Raw genomic sequence first — 13751 nt, 5'->3', positions numbered from 1 at the left:
CGCGACGCCGCGCCGGAACAGGTCGTTGAGGACGATGAGCCCTTCCAGGAGGTCGCGGCCGAGCCGATCCACCCATGCGTCCATGAGCGAGGCCGTCTCGGGGCCCTCGGCGGTGACCACCATCCCCCCACCCGGCGCACTTGAACGCCAGCACCCCCGCCGCGATCAGACGTTCGTCCAGCTCGTGGGTGAGCTGCGCCGGGCCGGGCCGCGGCAGGATCGTCCTCGCCTCCTGCCGTCGGCATGGGACGCGCGGCGACCGCCGCCGGTCAGCGCGGGATGGTGTCGCGGTGGACGGCCAGCCACGCGTCGAACGACTGCAGCCGCGGGTTGAGCTCGCGCAGCAGCTTGAAGTCGATGAGCTCGGCGATGTCGGGGGCGGCCGCGATCAGGTACTGGAGCATGTTGCCGACCTCGCCCGCGCCAGGGAACCCCGCGGCCCGGATCACGTCGGGGCTGACCGCCTGGTACGTGACGGGCTCGCCGAGCGCCAGGCTCAGCGCGGCGGCGTACTGCGCGCCGGTGAGCACGGCCCCGGCGACGCTCACCCGCCGGCCGGCCATCGCGGTGCCGCGGCGGAAGATCCCCAGCGCGGTCCTGCCGACGTCCTCCGCGGCCTGCGCGGCCACCCCCGCCTCGCCGAACCCGAGCGGCAGCACCAGTGCGCCGGTCTCGTCACGCCGGGGCGCGAACATGTCCCGGAACGCCTCGTAGTAGACGTTCGCCTGCAGGAAGGTGGTGGGCACGCCCGACTCCAGGAAGAACAGGTCGGCCTCGGCCTTGCCGTCGGCGTGCGGCACCTTGTACGCGCCCTCGAAGCTCGGCGTCCCGTCGTCCGGACGGAAGTAGCCGCGGGTGTCGGACAGCGTGGACCAGACGAAATGCCGGACGCCGGCCTCCCGGCCCGCCCGCGCGGCGTTGCCGGCCTGCTCCCGCTCCTTGATGGTCGCGGGCCGTGCCCGCTCCTCCTCGGGCGTGCGCGGCTCCCAGAAGTTGGTCACCACGAAGGCGCCGTGTGCGCCGTCGAACGCCCTGCGCAGGCTGCCCACGTCGTCGAGATCGGCCCCCACGACCTCGGCCCCCAGCGCGGCCAGCTCCCTGGCCCGCGCCGAACCCGGGTCCCGGGTCAGGGCTCGCGCGGCGAAGCGCCCGCCGCGGTCGTCGAGGATCGCGCGGACCAGCCCGCCTCCTTGCGCTCCGGTCGCGCCCACCACGGCGATGATCTGCTGCTCGCTCACAGGTACGGTCCCCTCAGGTTCAGGTTGATGTATCAACCTGGCCACCATACAGCGCCAGGTTGATACGTCAAGCAACCGGTAGAGTGGGCGTCATGGGATGGCAGCAGGACATCGGCGAGGCCGACCGGATGTGGCGCACGTACATCGAGATGGCCAAGCACCTCGGCTCACACCTGCAGCAGCACCTGCAGCGCGAGTGCGACCTGTCCGCGGCCGACTTCGAGGTCCTGGTCCGGCTCGCGGAGTCGGAGCGGAGGGAGATGCCCGTCGCGGAGGTGGCCGCCGCGACCCAGTGGGAGAAGAGCCGCCTGTCCCACCAGCTCACCCGGATGGCGCAGCGCGGGCTGGTCGAGCGGGTGGGCTCCGACGACCGCCGCTATCCCGACGTGCGGCTCACCGACAAGGGGCACGCGGCGATCGACAAGGCCGTCCCCGAGCACACCGAGCTGGTGCACGCTCTGTTCATCGACGTGCTGGGCCCCGAGCGGCTGGCCGGTTTCGCGCATGCGTGCGCCGACGTGCTGCGCGCGCTCGACGAGCACCGGGATCGCGACTGCTCGTTGTGATCACGCTCTCGCCCCCGGCATGGCGAGAGACGAGGACGCCGGGCCTTCGCCGGGCGGCCGTACGGCACTGGCGGGGGCCGTGTCCGCGGCCCGGCGAAGGCGTTCGTCATGGGTCGTGATCTGGTGTGCTGATCGGCGGGCGCGATGCCGCCGGGAGTCAGCTTGCGAGGGGTTTCCAGTTCCAGGTGAGCCCGTACGACGCGCTCAGCGCCAGCAGGCCGGGGCCGGTGGTGCCGAGGGCGAGGAAGCGGCCCTGCGCGTCGTACTGGCCCACCGCCGTCAGTTGCGCGGCGTGCCTGTCGGCCGACGGGGTGCAGAACATGTAGCCGCCGTCATTGGGACGGAACTCGTTCAGGGTGAGCCGGTTGCCGTCGCCGACCGCGGGATCGGTGGCTGTCGAATTGACGTACAGTCCCTTCTGGACGAGGTAGTAGCAGTAATAATCCTCGGTTTTGTCGGCGTATATGGGCATGAATTCTTCTTCGGGATCGTCGCTGTCGGGTTCGAGCACCACCGGCGTGCCCGGTCCGGGATCGGAGTCCTGCACGGTCATGGCCGATCCCGCGCCGGTGACGATCTCATCGACGTCCAGTGCCTCGTTCTCGGCGTCCTGGAGGAACCAGCGTTGGTCGGGATCGAATTCGTCGGCGAGGTCACGACCCACCAGTTCCTCGCCGTCGGCGCGATCCAGTCTGGTCAACGCCTGACCGGTGGCCTTGTTCAGCAGGATCCAGGTGCCGTCGCCCATGTCGAGCAGTCGCCAGAGCTGGGAGTCGCCCTCGTCGGAGCCCTGGAGGATCGCCGGCGCGTCGGCGAGGCCGGATTCCTGGCCCAGATAGGTACGGGTGAGGCTGTGCAGCACGCGGTAGTGACCCGGGTCGTCCCCGGCGGCCAGGAACCGGAAATTGTGCGCGCTCTGCTCGGACCGGCCGAACATCCTGGTCTTGAGGCGGCTGCTGCCGGGCCGCGTCCCTGAACCCGAAGGGTAGGGGGAGCGGGTGCTGGAGGCGCTTCTGAGATTCTGCGTCGTCCGCGGGACGGCCTTCGCCTGCCGCGCCGGCTGGGACGTCGTGCACCGCTGGTCCTCGGTGAGATAGGAGAAGTCGTATTCGACGGGAAGGTGGTCCGACATCTCGAAGTCGGTCATCGGCGTCCCGAACCCGTAACCCCTGTAGAGCACCGGGGTGAGGCCGTTGCGGGTGACGGCGTAGTCGATGGTGCGTCCCGTGACGGGCCGGGTGGGCCCGCTTGAGGGCAGCACGTCGAACTGAGGGGAGTCGCCGCCGAGGGCGTTCAGCAATCCCGCCTGCCCATAGACCTCCATGTTGAAGTCGCCGAGGACCACCCAGCGCAGTGGCTGCCCGTTCGGGCCGGCGTTCTCCATACGACTCCTGATGTTCCGCAGCATCGTGACGTTGTCCGTGCCGCCCTGTGCGGCCCCGTGCCAGGTGAAGTAGACGACCCCGCAATAGTTGACGCCGAGCGCGGGACGGGACTTGCCCTCGTGAACGCCGTTCCGCGTCGCTCCGGGGACGACGAATATCTCGTCGCTGCGGACACTTCTCCGCGTCCAGACGGCCAGATTGATCTTCTCCGGGGCGCCGGAGCCGGTGTCGACGTTGGTGTTCAGCCAGTAGAGGTAACCGCCGCCGCGGCCGCCAGTGGTTCGGCTGAGCCAGAGTTCCTCGACGGGAGGCGCGTTCGTGCTGCCGTCGCGCATCCTCTTGACGTAGTCGGTCTGCGCGTAGGTTTCTTTGCCCCAGAAGTGCTGGGCGGCGGGATAGCCGCTCTCCTGGAGCGCCAGGAGGTCGTTCTCCCGGGGAGGATCCGCCCGGGTGTGCAGGGCGGGCAGCGCGGTCGCGTACCGGTCGCCCTGTTGCTGCGAGGACGCGCCGGCCATGTTCCAGGTGGCCGCCTTGATCTCGACGAGCTTCGGGTCACGTGGAGGAAGCTCGCCGCCGGTCTCGCGGAGGAACAGCGAGTGCCGGTGTCCCACGTCGAGGGCGGCCACGCCGTTGCCCTGGTAGTTCAGGGTCTCCCGTCCGGTCCAGTCCGTGATCGCCTGCCCGTTCTGGCTCAGGGGCAGGAACGCGCGCGGGTCGGCGGCGTCCGATCCGAACTGGAAGGCGGTGCCCACCTGGGCGCCGTACGGCCGGTACGGCTCGAACGGCCCGTCCGCGGTGGTCTGCTTGCTCAGCGTGTTGTCGTGGAAGACGTTCTGCGGCCCTGAGGAGCCGGCCCACTTGCCCGCCTTGGGGCCGGCCGCCCACCAGATCGGATACCAGGTGCCCGCGTCGATCTCGCCGCCCTCGCCGCCGCAGTTGGCGGAGCAACTGGCCGAGCGGTGCTCGTAGGGGACGCGCACCGTGTTCTGCTCGAACAGGTTGTCGTGCTCCCAGCCGCCGTGCAGGTTCAGGTCGGAGTCGAGGTCGTTGCGGAAGGCGACGTTGCCGCCCGCCGACCACTGGAAGGTGAAGTGGCGCAGGTTGCGGCTGAGGTTGTGCGCCCACAGCGAGTCCCACACGCGGCTGCCGCGCAGGTAGCCGTTGCCGCCCTTGCCCTTGTTCCAGGCGCCGTCGAAGCTGTTGCGCTCGATCTGCAGGTTGCGCGCCACCTCGGTGACGATGGGGTGTGAGCCGGTCATCGTGGCCCTGAGGCCGCGCGCCCAGCTGTTCGCCGCCCACTTGAACACGATGCCGTGCATGGCGTACTCGGGCGCCAGGTTGCCGTAGTTGTGCACGGCCTGCTCGGGAGTGAGCGAGTACGTCTCCTGGCCGCCGATCTTCGGTAGGCCGTTCATGTCCTGGGTGAAGGAGAAGTCCTCGAACCCGACGCCCTCGACCACCGTCAGCGGCGTGACCTTGCTGGCGTACGGGGTGCCGCCGCCGTTCAGCGGTTCGGAGCCGTCCGATTCGGAGTTCACCGGCAGGTCCCACTTCAGCGGCCGGTCCAGGGTGATCGTCTTGGCCGTGGCGTCCATGCGGCTGAGCCGGAACATCTCCTGCCGCATGTGCAGCGCCTCGATCATGCTCTGATCGGTGATGCCCTGCTGCGCGTAGAACTTCCTGCTGTTGGCGGCGCCCACCCAGACATAGCCGCCTGGCCTGAACCTGGTCATGTCGGCCTTCGCGTCCAGCCGCACGACCGTGTCTCCCGTCCGTGCCGAGAAGCCCGGGTCGTCGGCCGCGGCGGCCACCTTGAAGCCGGAGACCCAGTGCTGGTTGACGCTGCCCTCGTAGAGGTCCTTGCGCATGGGCAGGCTGGAGGCCAGCTCCCAGTCGTCCTTGTACCGGGCAGCCACCTCCCGGGTCTGGACCCGGAACATGCCACGCCCCGGCCAGATCCAGCCGCCGTTGCCGATGTCGGGGGCGGTGCCGGCGGTCATGCTCTCCTGGTCCCACCGGCCGTTGATCACCTGGTCGTAGCGGGTCCGGAGGCCGGGCCTGAACACCAGCCGGGTGCCGCCGTCGCCGGCGCCCTTGCCCCGTACGATCAGGAATCCGGCGTCCACGTAGATCTGCTGGGTGACGTCGATCCGGCCGGAGGGCAGCTCGATGAGCGAGAGCCGGTTGAAGTTGGCGTTCGGCGAGCAGTCGCTCTTGATGTGGTCGATCGCCTTCTGCAGCCCGGCGGTGTCGTCGGCCCCGTCGTCCGCCGTCACGCCGTAGGAGGAGGCGAGCTCTTCCGGCGAGATGCGGCAGGAGGCGTCGTCGGTCAGATCCGTGTCGCCCTCAGGCAGTTCCTGGCCGCCTCGGTACCCGGCGCGTGACCAGTCCGGCAGACCGGCCGGCGGGGCTGTGCGGTTGGCGCTGCTCAGGTCAGGGCCGGACGCTCCAGGCCCCGCCGACGGCGGGTCCTCCGCCGCGGCAGGCGCGGTCACGGGCATCGGGGAGGTGGCCGCCGCCCACGCTGCCGGGGCGATGTCCGGCGAGGACAACCCGAGCAGCAGGGCGGACACCGTGGCCGCCGTCCGCCTCACCACTGCGGGGCCGACGGCGTGGGCATCGCCGCGAAGTCGTAGACCTTCTTCCACAGCACGCCGCTCTTGCCGCCGGCCGAACCGTTGAGCACGTAGTAGAGATCGGTACCGGCCACCACGGCCAGCGGGGTTCTGCCGGGTGAGAGCGCGAAGCTGTTCTCCTCGTAGTAGCCGCTCCAGCCGCCGTCGCGCGAGATCATGTAACTGCCGATGGTGTTGTCACGGTCCTCGGTGATCGTGATGACGCCGTAGCCGCTCCGGGAGAGCGCGACGGACGGGCCGTTCCTCGTGTAGCCGGGGGTGCCTGTCGCATAGACCCGGAACGGATTGGTCCAGCTGCCGGTCCCGTACCGCTGCCGCGACATGTACACGTAGTTGTCGGTGCCCGTGAAGGCGAGCACGACCTGGTTCCAGGGGGCGGGGTCGGCGCTGCTGCCCACCTGGGCGGCCAGTCCCGGCGCGTCCTTGCTCCGCGCGCCCGGCACGACGCTGGGCGAGCTGTAGGTGCCGGTGTCGCCGTTGTAGTAGATCGTCCAGATGTCGTCGGTGGACTGGCTGTTCCAGGCGAGCATGAAGGAGTTGCCGGGGAGCGCGGCGGCCGCCACGGGCTCGGTGTCGGTGGTGCGCGTGTCGTTGGGGATCCTGGTCCAGCTGGGCAGCGTGGCAGGTAGCTGGTAGCTCGTGCTGAGCTGGACGCGGTGCTGGTAGACGTGGCCCTCGGTGCCGGTGTGGAAGATCCGGAAGTTGCCGCGGCCCCCGTCGTCCGTCCAGATCACCCGCGGAGGAGTCCATGTCTGCGCGTTGGGCAGCGAGTACGCGGGCCCGTTGTTCAACGAGATCCAGATGGAGTCGTTGTCGGCGCCGCGCCAGGCGTGCAGGATGTTGCCGCGGTTGTCGCGCGCCTCTCCCGGAGTGGACCTGCTGGTGATCTGCCCGCCGGCGTAGGTCACCGGCTGCCAGTCGGATCCCTCACCGGGAAAGCCCCAGGAGCTGATCGAGGCACCGCCGTCGTCGGCCGAAGCCGGCGCCGTCATTCCAGCGGCAGAGGCGATCAGCGACACGGCCGCGATGAACAACCTCTTCTTGACGAACATCTCTTCTCCCGCATCGTCTCTCGAATCGACGTCCATCGCGCCGTTGGCCCGGCGGTGACTCATGGACCGTCATGACAGAGACAAAATGCGGCAGGCCGCCCGTGACATGACGCTCGTCACACCACCGTCCCGATCGCCGGCCTTCGAGCCTGGCGAAGAGCTTGCGCGGGTGCCATTCGACGGTGTGCTTGCGCCGCGTACCGGGCCAGGTAGCCGCTGCCCGTCACGGTGCGCAGCACCATTGGCGCGGTCGCGGCGCCAGGCGCTCGCCGGCTCTGAGCAGGAGCGGGAAGGCGGAGCCTGCGCTTCTGGAGGATGCCTGCTCGCCGCCGACCTCGCCCGCTGCCTTTGACAGCTTTCGCGGCGGTCTGTCACATATCGCGACGCTGTCCGGTCCTAGTGGGCGTTCGCCCAGGAGCCTGGCCGAGGCGGGCTGGTTGCTCCGGCTCGCCCACGTCGCCGAGCGTTACGGCCTGTTCACGATCATCCTGCTGGGCGAGAGCGTCCTGGCCGGGTGCGTCGTCGCCGTCGTGGCGCCGCCATCTGGGCGGCACGTGACCGAAGGAGCATCATGTACGCGTCAGAGAACAGAATCGCCACGTCCGTCCTGGTCATCGGGACCGGCGGGGCCGGGCTGCGGGCGGCCGTCGAACTCGCCGAAGGCGGGGTGGACGTCCTCGCGGTCGGCAAACGGCCGAAGGCGGACGCACACACCTCGCTCGCGGCAGGCGGCATCAACGCGGCCCTCGCCACGATGGACCCCGAGGACACCTGGCAGCAGCACGCGGCCGACACTCTCAGGGAGAGTTACCTGCTGGCCAACCCCGAGACGGTGCGCATCGTCACCGAGGGGGCCGCACGCGGCATCGAGGACCTCGTGCGGTACGGCATGCCGTTCGCACGCGAGCGGGACGGACGGATCTCCCAGCGCTTCTTCGGCGCCCACACCTTCCGGCGCACCGCGTACGCGGGGGACTACACCGGACTCGAGATCCAGCGCACGCTGATCAATCGGGCGGCCCAGCTCGACGTCCGCGTCCTGGACACCGTGTACATCACGCGGATCCTCGTGCGCGACAACGCGGTCTTCGGCGCGTACGGGTTCGATCTGACCGACGGCAGCCGCTACGTCATCCATGCCGATGCGGTGATCCTGGCCGCGGGCGGCCACACCCGGATCTGGCGGCGCACCTCCTCTCGGCGTGACGAGAACACCGGCGACTCCTTCCGCCTGGCCGTCCTGGCCGGCTGCCGCATCCGCGACCCCGAGCTGGTGCAGTTCCACCCCTCCGGTCTCATCGCGCCGGAGAACGCGGCGGGCACGCTGGTCTCCGAGGCGGCCCGGGGCGAGGGCGGGGTCCTGCGCAACCGGCTCGGCGAGCGGTTCATGTCCAGGTATGACCCGGAGCGGATGGAGTTGTCCACGCGCGATCGGGTCGCGCTGGCCGCATACACCGAGATCAAGGAAGGTCGCGGCACCCCGGACGGTGGCGTGTGGCTGGACGTCTCGCATCTGCCGCGCGAGACGATCATGACGCGGCTGCCTCGCGTCTACCAGACGCTTCTGGAACTGCAGATGCTCGACATCACCAAGAAGCCGATCGAGGTCGCGCCGACAGCGCACTACTCGATGGGCGGCGTCTGGGTGCGTCCCGAGGACCACGGCACGGGCGTCGACGGCCTGTACGCCATCGGGGAGGCGGCCAGCGGCCTGCACGGCGCCAACCGCCTGGGCGGCAACTCCCTCATCGAGCTCCTCGTCTTCGGCCGCATCGTCGGCCGGGCGGCGGCGGAGTACTCCGCGGGGCTCGACGCGCAGCGCCGCTCCGCCGAGGCGCTCGCCGCAGCGCGGGAGGAAGTGGACGAGCTCCTGTCCGCCGACGGCCCGGAGAACGTGCGGTCGCTGCAGCGAGCTCTCCGCGACATCATGACGGAGCACGCCGGAGTGGTACGCGACGAGGGCGGCCTGCGGAAAGGCCTCGCCGAGCTGGCCGCGGTCGAGGCGCGCGTCGGCGGGATCGGCGTGCACCCGGACATCGCCGGCTTCCAGGACCTGGCCCACGCCTTCGACCTGAAGTCCGCGGCGCTCGCCGCGCGCGCGACCATCGAAACCGCGATCGAGCGCCGCGAGACCCGCGGCTGCCACAACCGCTCCGACTACCCGGAACTCGACCCCGCACTGCAGGTCAACCTCGTGTGGTCCGGCCCCGGATCGGTGGAGAGGGAGAGCATCCCGCCGATTCCCGCCGAGATCACGGCGCTCATGCGCGAGGTCTCCACCGTGGGAAAGCTCGTCGAATAGCCGGATCTTGTCACAAATGCCGGGGCTGTCCTGTCTTAGCTGGCGATCGGGCCGCATCACCGAACGGGGGATGCGTGCGAGCCGGCGCCGGGCCGGATCGCCGGGCGACTGTAGATCCCTTGGAGGAGACATGAGCACCCCGAACGGTGAGAACGAGTTCCTGTACGAGCTCCACGTCGAGATCGAGGAGGAGCTGACCCTCGTGGAGGCCGGCCACCCCGAAGAGGAGGTGGGGCGGCCGGTCACCGAGTGGCTGTACGACCCGACGGACGTCGATCGCGAGAGGATCGCCCTGCGGGGGCTGCGCGACGCCGTCGAGGTGCTGGAGAACGGCTCGCGGCCGGGTGGCGACGTTGCCTGAGCCGCGGATCGGCACGCTCGGCAGCCTGCGCGAGCACCTGCAGTGGGCGATCGAGCTGGAGCACGCGACCCTGCCGCCGTACCTGACCGCGCTGTACTCCCTCGACCCGGAGCGCAACCCGGCGGCCGTCGAGGTGGTGAGCAGCGTCTTCGTGGAGGAGATGCTGCATCTCGCGCTGGCGGCGAACCTGCTCAACGCCGTCGGCGGCGCCCCGCGGCTCGACACGCCCGAGATGCTGCCGCCTCACCCCCGCAAGCTGCCCCACGGCGACCTCGACCTGTCGCTGGTGCCGTTCGGCCCGGAAGCGCTGGAGATGTTCCTGCGCCTGGAACAGCCGGCACCGCCAGGCGCCCCGCCGGAGGACGACGACTACGAGACCATCGGCCAGTTCTACGCCGCGATCGAGCAGGGGTTGCGCCACTTGTGCGACACGCTCGGCGAGAAGGAGGTCTTCTCCGGCGACCCGGCTCGGCAGGTGAGCGGCGCCCACTTCCGTCACACCGGCGGCAGGCTCGTCGCCGTCACCGACCTCGCCTCCGCGCTGGACGCGCTGAAGGAGATCGTCGAGCAGGGGGAAGGCAACGCCCGCGGCGAGGTCTGGGACGGTGACCAGGACGAGGTCGCCCATTACTACCGCTTCATGGAGCTGAAGCTCGGCCGCCGCTACCGGCGCGGGGACACCCCCGAGTCCGGGCCCACCGGTGAAAAGCTCCCGGTGGATCTCACCGGGGTGTTCCCCATGACGCCCGACCCTGCGGACCGCGCCGCGCAGGAGGAGTTCGACCACACCTACTGCGCGATCCTCCATCTGCTGGAGCTGGCCTTCAACGGCAGCCCCAGGATGCTCGCCGTCGCCACCGGGGAGATGTACGCGCTCAAGGCCCAGGCGAAGGGGCTGATGCGGCGGGGCGGCCTCACCTTCGAGTACGTCCCGCCTGAGCTGCGCCGCTGGAGCGCGGGCGACCACCAGCGGATCGTCGTGCTCCGGGACGGGCCATACGTCGTCCACGGTCGTGTCCCCCTGCGGCGCAAGCGGAAGATCGTCTCGGCTGAGCAGAAGAACGCGCTCACCTGGAAGACCGGGGAGCCCCTGGAAACCGAGGAAACCTATGCGCTGTGCCGCTGCGGCCGTTCGGGCGCCAAGCCGTTCTGCGACGGCACTCACGCGCTGACCGATTTCGACGGCACGGAGGCCGCGCCGATGCGGCCCTACCAGGAGTTGCAGCACGTGCACGACGGCGTCGGCATCTCCGCGCGGCGGGTGGGCGAGCTGTGCGTGCACGCCGCCTTCTGCGTCGGCCGGACCAGGCCCATCGCCAAGATGCTCGACGACACCGCCGACAGCGACGTGCGCTCCGACATCATGGGCCGCATCGATCATTGCCCCTCCGGCTCCTACAGCTATGCCCTCGAACGCGGCGGCGAGACGATCGAGGCCGACCTCCCGCGCGCCATCTCGGTGCTGGAGGAGGAGGACGGGCTCGCCGGCGCGCTGTGGGTGACCGGTGGAATCCCCGTCACCCGATCGGACGGCCTGCCGCTGGAGACCAGGAACCGGATGACGCTGTGCCGTTGCGGTCACTCCGGCAACAAACCGCTCTGCGACGGCACCCACCGCGAGATCGGCTTTCACGAGTGAACAACCAGAGAGGCAATCCCATGAACCAGCCAGTCGTTCTCCTCGTCCACGGCGCCTTCGCCGAGTCGGCCGGCTGGAACCGCGTCATCCAGCGCCTGCGGGGAAGCCAGCTCACCGCGGTCGCCGTGGCCAACCCACTGCGCGGCGTGGAGGGCGACGCCACCTACCTGCGGGATGTGATCGGCGGCATCGGCGGCCCTGTCGTCCTGGTCGGCCATTCCTACGGCGGCATGGTGATCAGCCAGGCGGCGGTGGGCAACCCGGCCGTGCGCGCGCTGGTCTACGTCGCCGCCTTCGCCCCCGAGCCCGGCGAGAGCGCGCTGCTGCTGTCGAGCAAGTTCGAGGGCAGCACGCTCGGCCAGGCGCTGCAGGCCTACCCGGTGGCCTCCGGCGGCGACGAGTTCCGCATCGACCCCGCCAAGTTCCACCGCCAGTTCTGTGCCGACCTCGACGCCGAGGAGGCCGCGCTGATGGCCGCGACCCAGCGGCCGGTGACCGAGCGCGCCCTGTCCGACGGGCTCGCCGCCGACGAGGCGCCCTGGCGCACCGTCCCGTCCTGGTTCGTCCACGGCGACCAGGACCGCAACATCCCGGCCGCCGCACTGCGCTTCATGGCCGAACGCGCGGACTCGCGCGGCACCCGCGAGGTCGCCGGCGCCTCCCACGCGCTCGCGGCCTCCCGGCCCGACGCCGTGACAGCGACTATCCTCGACGCTGCGGACCACGCGCGAGGCTGACGAACCCCTGTTCAAGCCGACGGGCGAATCGATGTGGGGCACATGAACACGGAATCCCCGGACCAGGCGGACGCTCTCGATCGGGCGGCCTCCGCCTTCATCGAGCTGCGCCCGCGGCTGTTCGGCATCGCCTACCGGATGCTGGGCAGCGCGGCCGAGGCCGAGGACATCGTCCAGGAGGTGTGGCTGCGCTGGCAGGACACCGACCGCGAAACCATCGAGAACCCGCCGGCCTTCCTGGCGCTGGTCACCACCCGGCTGGCCATCAACCTGGCGCAGTCGGCGCGCGTGCGGCGGGAGTCCTACATCGGCCCCTGGCTGCCGGAACCCGTGGACACCAGCCTGGACCCCACCGTCGGCGCCGAACGCGGCGAAGCGCTGGAGCTGGCCTTTCTGCTCCTGCTGGAAAGGCTCAATCCCACCGAGCGCGCCGCTTACGTCCTGCGCGAGGCATTCGACTACCCCTATCCGCAGATAGCGGAGATCCTGCGGCTCACCCCGGTCAATGTCAGGCAGATCGTGAGCCGCGCCCGCAGGCGCGTGACCGCCGTCCGCCACGAGCCCATCGACAGGCGCCAGCACCGGCGCCTCCTGGAGACGTTCCTCCACGCCGCCCAGACGGGAAACGTCGGCGCCTTGGAGAAGCTCTTCGCCGCCGACGTCGTCAGCTCCTCCGACGGCGACGGCATCAGGGGATCGGCCAAGTTCCCCGTGCTGGGCACCGAGCGGGTGGCCAGGTTCGTGGCCGCGTTCTCGCCGCGGTTCTGGCCGGGCACCGCCATCACGTGGGTCGAGATGAACGGGCTGCCAGGCGTGCTCGTCACCCAGGACGGCAGGGACGTCGCCCTGCTCGCCGTCGAGGCCTCCAGGGAGGGGATCCACCACCTGTTGTGGATTCTCAACCCGGCCAAGATCGAGGCCTTCAAGCGGCCTCGCAGCCGCTTTGTCACAACGTAACGGGCTGTCCGGTCTTATCTGCCAACGATGAAGGAGGCGGCAGACCATGACCGAGGCGGGCGCCGAGTCGCTGGCGGAGATGCTCGACGAACGGCAGCACCTGCTCGAGATCGCTCTGTGCATGTTCGGCTCGGACGCCACGGCGGACCACGTCGTCCAGGAGACCTATCGCCGCTGGTACGCCCTCGACGAGGAGGAGCGCGCCGCCGTCGCGGTGCCGCGCGCCTGGCTGACGCGGACAGCGGGAAGCATCTGCCTGGAGCTCGTCGCCGCCCCCGCCCCTGACCCTGCCCCCGCCCCTGACCCTGCCCCTGACCCTGCTCCCGACGCTGCCCCCGACCACGTGCCCGGCGGCCGGGGGACCCGGTTCCAGCCCGTGCCGTACCCGGCCTCGCGCCAGGCCGGGTACGGCCCGGAGATGCTCGCCAGGCACGAGCGGGTGGCCCGCCGGTTCGCCTCGGCCTGCCAGGCGGGCGACACCGAGGCGCTGCGGGAAGTCCTGGCCGCCGACGCGATCGTCGTCAGCGATGGCGGCGGCAAGGTGCGCGTCGCCGTACGGCCTGCTTACGGCGCGGACGCGGTCGCGCGGGTCGTCACGGCGTTGCTGATCGGCCAGCCAGGAACCGAGCCGGCCATCGGATCGGTGAACGGCAGGACGGGGCTCGTGCTGCGGCGGGCGGGCAAGGCCGTGGCGGTGGTCAGCGTGAGCGTGGCCGGAGCCGAGGTCACGGCGGTGTGGATCATCCTGAACCCTGACAAACTCCAGCGCTGGCGCTGAAGGGCATACCGGTGCACGACCAGATCCTCTCCACTGACACGACAACAACGGGGTGGGATTCAGGGCGCTCTGCTCCACGCGCGTCACCGTCGACCCGAGG

General features: G+C 70.3%; 10 protein-coding genes and 1 pseudogene. 8 read left to right on the top strand and 3 right to left on the bottom strand.

Features of this window, described 5'->3' with window-relative positions; genetic code table 11:
- Nucleotides 1–269 precede the first annotated feature (269 nt).
- Nucleotides 270–1238: an NmrA/HSCARG family protein gene (locus tag ACIBST_RS04490; RefSeq protein ID WP_397169052.1), complete on the bottom strand. Its 969-nt coding sequence runs from the start codon at nucleotides 1236–1238 to the stop codon at nucleotides 270–272.
- A gap of 92 nt (nucleotides 1239–1330) precedes the next feature.
- On the opposite strand from ACIBST_RS04490, the gene ACIBST_RS04485 reads away from it, so the two are divergent.
- A complete protein-coding gene (locus ACIBST_RS04485; RefSeq protein ID WP_397169050.1) occupies nucleotides 1331–1804 on the top strand; it encodes a MarR family winged helix-turn-helix transcriptional regulator in 474 nt (157 codons plus the stop codon).
- Between the two features lie 157 nt (nucleotides 1805–1961).
- Here the strand turns inward: ACIBST_RS04485 and ACIBST_RS04480 are convergent, their stop codons facing one another.
- Nucleotides 1962–5762, bottom strand: coding sequence for a hypothetical protein (locus ACIBST_RS04480; protein WP_397169048.1), 3801 nt, complete (start codon nucleotides 5760–5762; stop codon nucleotides 1962–1964).
- 17 nt (nucleotides 5763–5779) lie between these two features.
- Nucleotides 5780–6877, bottom strand: coding sequence for a hypothetical protein (locus tag ACIBST_RS04475; protein WP_397169046.1), 1098 nt, complete (start codon nucleotides 6875–6877; stop codon nucleotides 5780–5782).
- A 182-nt stretch (nucleotides 6878–7059) separates the two neighbouring features.
- Between ACIBST_RS04475 and ACIBST_RS04470 the strand changes: the two are divergent.
- The 7 genes and pseudogenes from ACIBST_RS04470 to ACIBST_RS04440 all read left to right on the top strand — a co-directional run.
- A pseudogene (locus ACIBST_RS04470) lies at nucleotides 7060–7395 on the top strand (low temperature requirement protein A); the annotation flags it as partial.
- 53 nt (nucleotides 7396–7448) lie between these two features.
- A complete protein-coding gene (locus ACIBST_RS04465) occupies nucleotides 7449–9179 on the top strand; it encodes an L-aspartate oxidase (RefSeq protein ID WP_397169045.1) in 1731 nt (576 codons plus the stop codon).
- Between the two features lie 130 nt (nucleotides 9180–9309).
- Nucleotides 9310–9540: a hypothetical protein gene (locus tag ACIBST_RS04460; RefSeq protein WP_397169043.1), complete on the top strand. Its 231-nt coding sequence runs from the start codon at nucleotides 9310–9312 to the stop codon at nucleotides 9538–9540.
- Nucleotides 9533–11179 (top strand): ferritin-like domain-containing protein, encoded by a 1647-nt coding sequence (locus tag ACIBST_RS04455; RefSeq protein WP_397169042.1) that lies wholly within the window; start codon nucleotides 9533–9535, stop codon nucleotides 11177–11179. The genes ACIBST_RS04460 and ACIBST_RS04455 overlap by 8 nt, the downstream gene beginning before the upstream one ends.
- 20 nt (nucleotides 11180–11199) lie before the next feature.
- Complete coding sequence (locus ACIBST_RS04450) at nucleotides 11200–11916, top strand: alpha/beta fold hydrolase (RefSeq protein ID WP_397169040.1); 717 nt, start codon at nucleotides 11200–11202, stop codon at nucleotides 11914–11916.
- Nucleotides 11917–11958: 42 nt separating this feature from the next.
- Entirely contained in the window at nucleotides 11959–12873 is a 915-nt protein-coding gene (locus tag ACIBST_RS04445; RefSeq protein ID WP_397169038.1) for an RNA polymerase sigma-70 factor, read from the top strand.
- A gap of 46 nt (nucleotides 12874–12919) precedes the next feature.
- Nucleotides 12920–13651 (top strand): hypothetical protein, encoded by a 732-nt coding sequence (locus ACIBST_RS04440; RefSeq protein ID WP_397169036.1) that lies wholly within the window; start codon nucleotides 12920–12922, stop codon nucleotides 13649–13651.
- Nucleotides 13652–13751 lie beyond the last annotated feature (100 nt).

It is taken from the genome of Nonomuraea sp. NPDC049684 (assembly GCF_044465345.1).
GTDB lineage: Bacteria > Actinomycetota > Actinomycetes > Streptosporangiales > Streptosporangiaceae > Nonomuraea.
Note: the sequence above shows the minus strand (reverse complement) of the source record. Positions and strands in the feature narration are given on the sequence as shown.

What these genes read in the sequence shown, in the direction of transcription:
- ACIBST_RS04485 (WP_397169050.1), top strand. Translation starts at nt 1,331, where the DNA reads ATGGGATGGCAGCAGGACATCGGCGAGGCCGACCGGATGTGGCGCACG.
- ACIBST_RS04440 (WP_397169036.1), top strand. Translation starts at nt 12,920, where the DNA reads ATGACCGAGGCGGGCGCCGAGTCGCTGGCGGAGATGCTCGACGAACGG.
- ACIBST_RS04445 (WP_397169038.1), top strand. Translation starts at nt 11,959, where the DNA reads ATGAACACGGAATCCCCGGACCAGGCGGACGCTCTCGATCGGGCGGCC.
- ACIBST_RS04450 (WP_397169040.1), top strand. Translation starts at nt 11,200, where the DNA reads ATGAACCAGCCAGTCGTTCTCCTCGTCCACGGCGCCTTCGCCGAGTCG.
- ACIBST_RS04460 (WP_397169043.1), top strand. Translation starts at nt 9,310, where the DNA reads ATGAGCACCCCGAACGGTGAGAACGAGTTCCTGTACGAGCTCCACGTC.
- ACIBST_RS04475 (WP_397169046.1), bottom strand. Translation starts at nt 6,877, where the DNA reads ATGTTCGTCAAGAAGAGGTTGTTCATCGCGGCCGTGTCGCTGATCGCC.
- ACIBST_RS04465 (WP_397169045.1), top strand. Translation starts at nt 7,449, where the DNA reads ATGTACGCGTCAGAGAACAGAATCGCCACGTCCGTCCTGGTCATCGGG.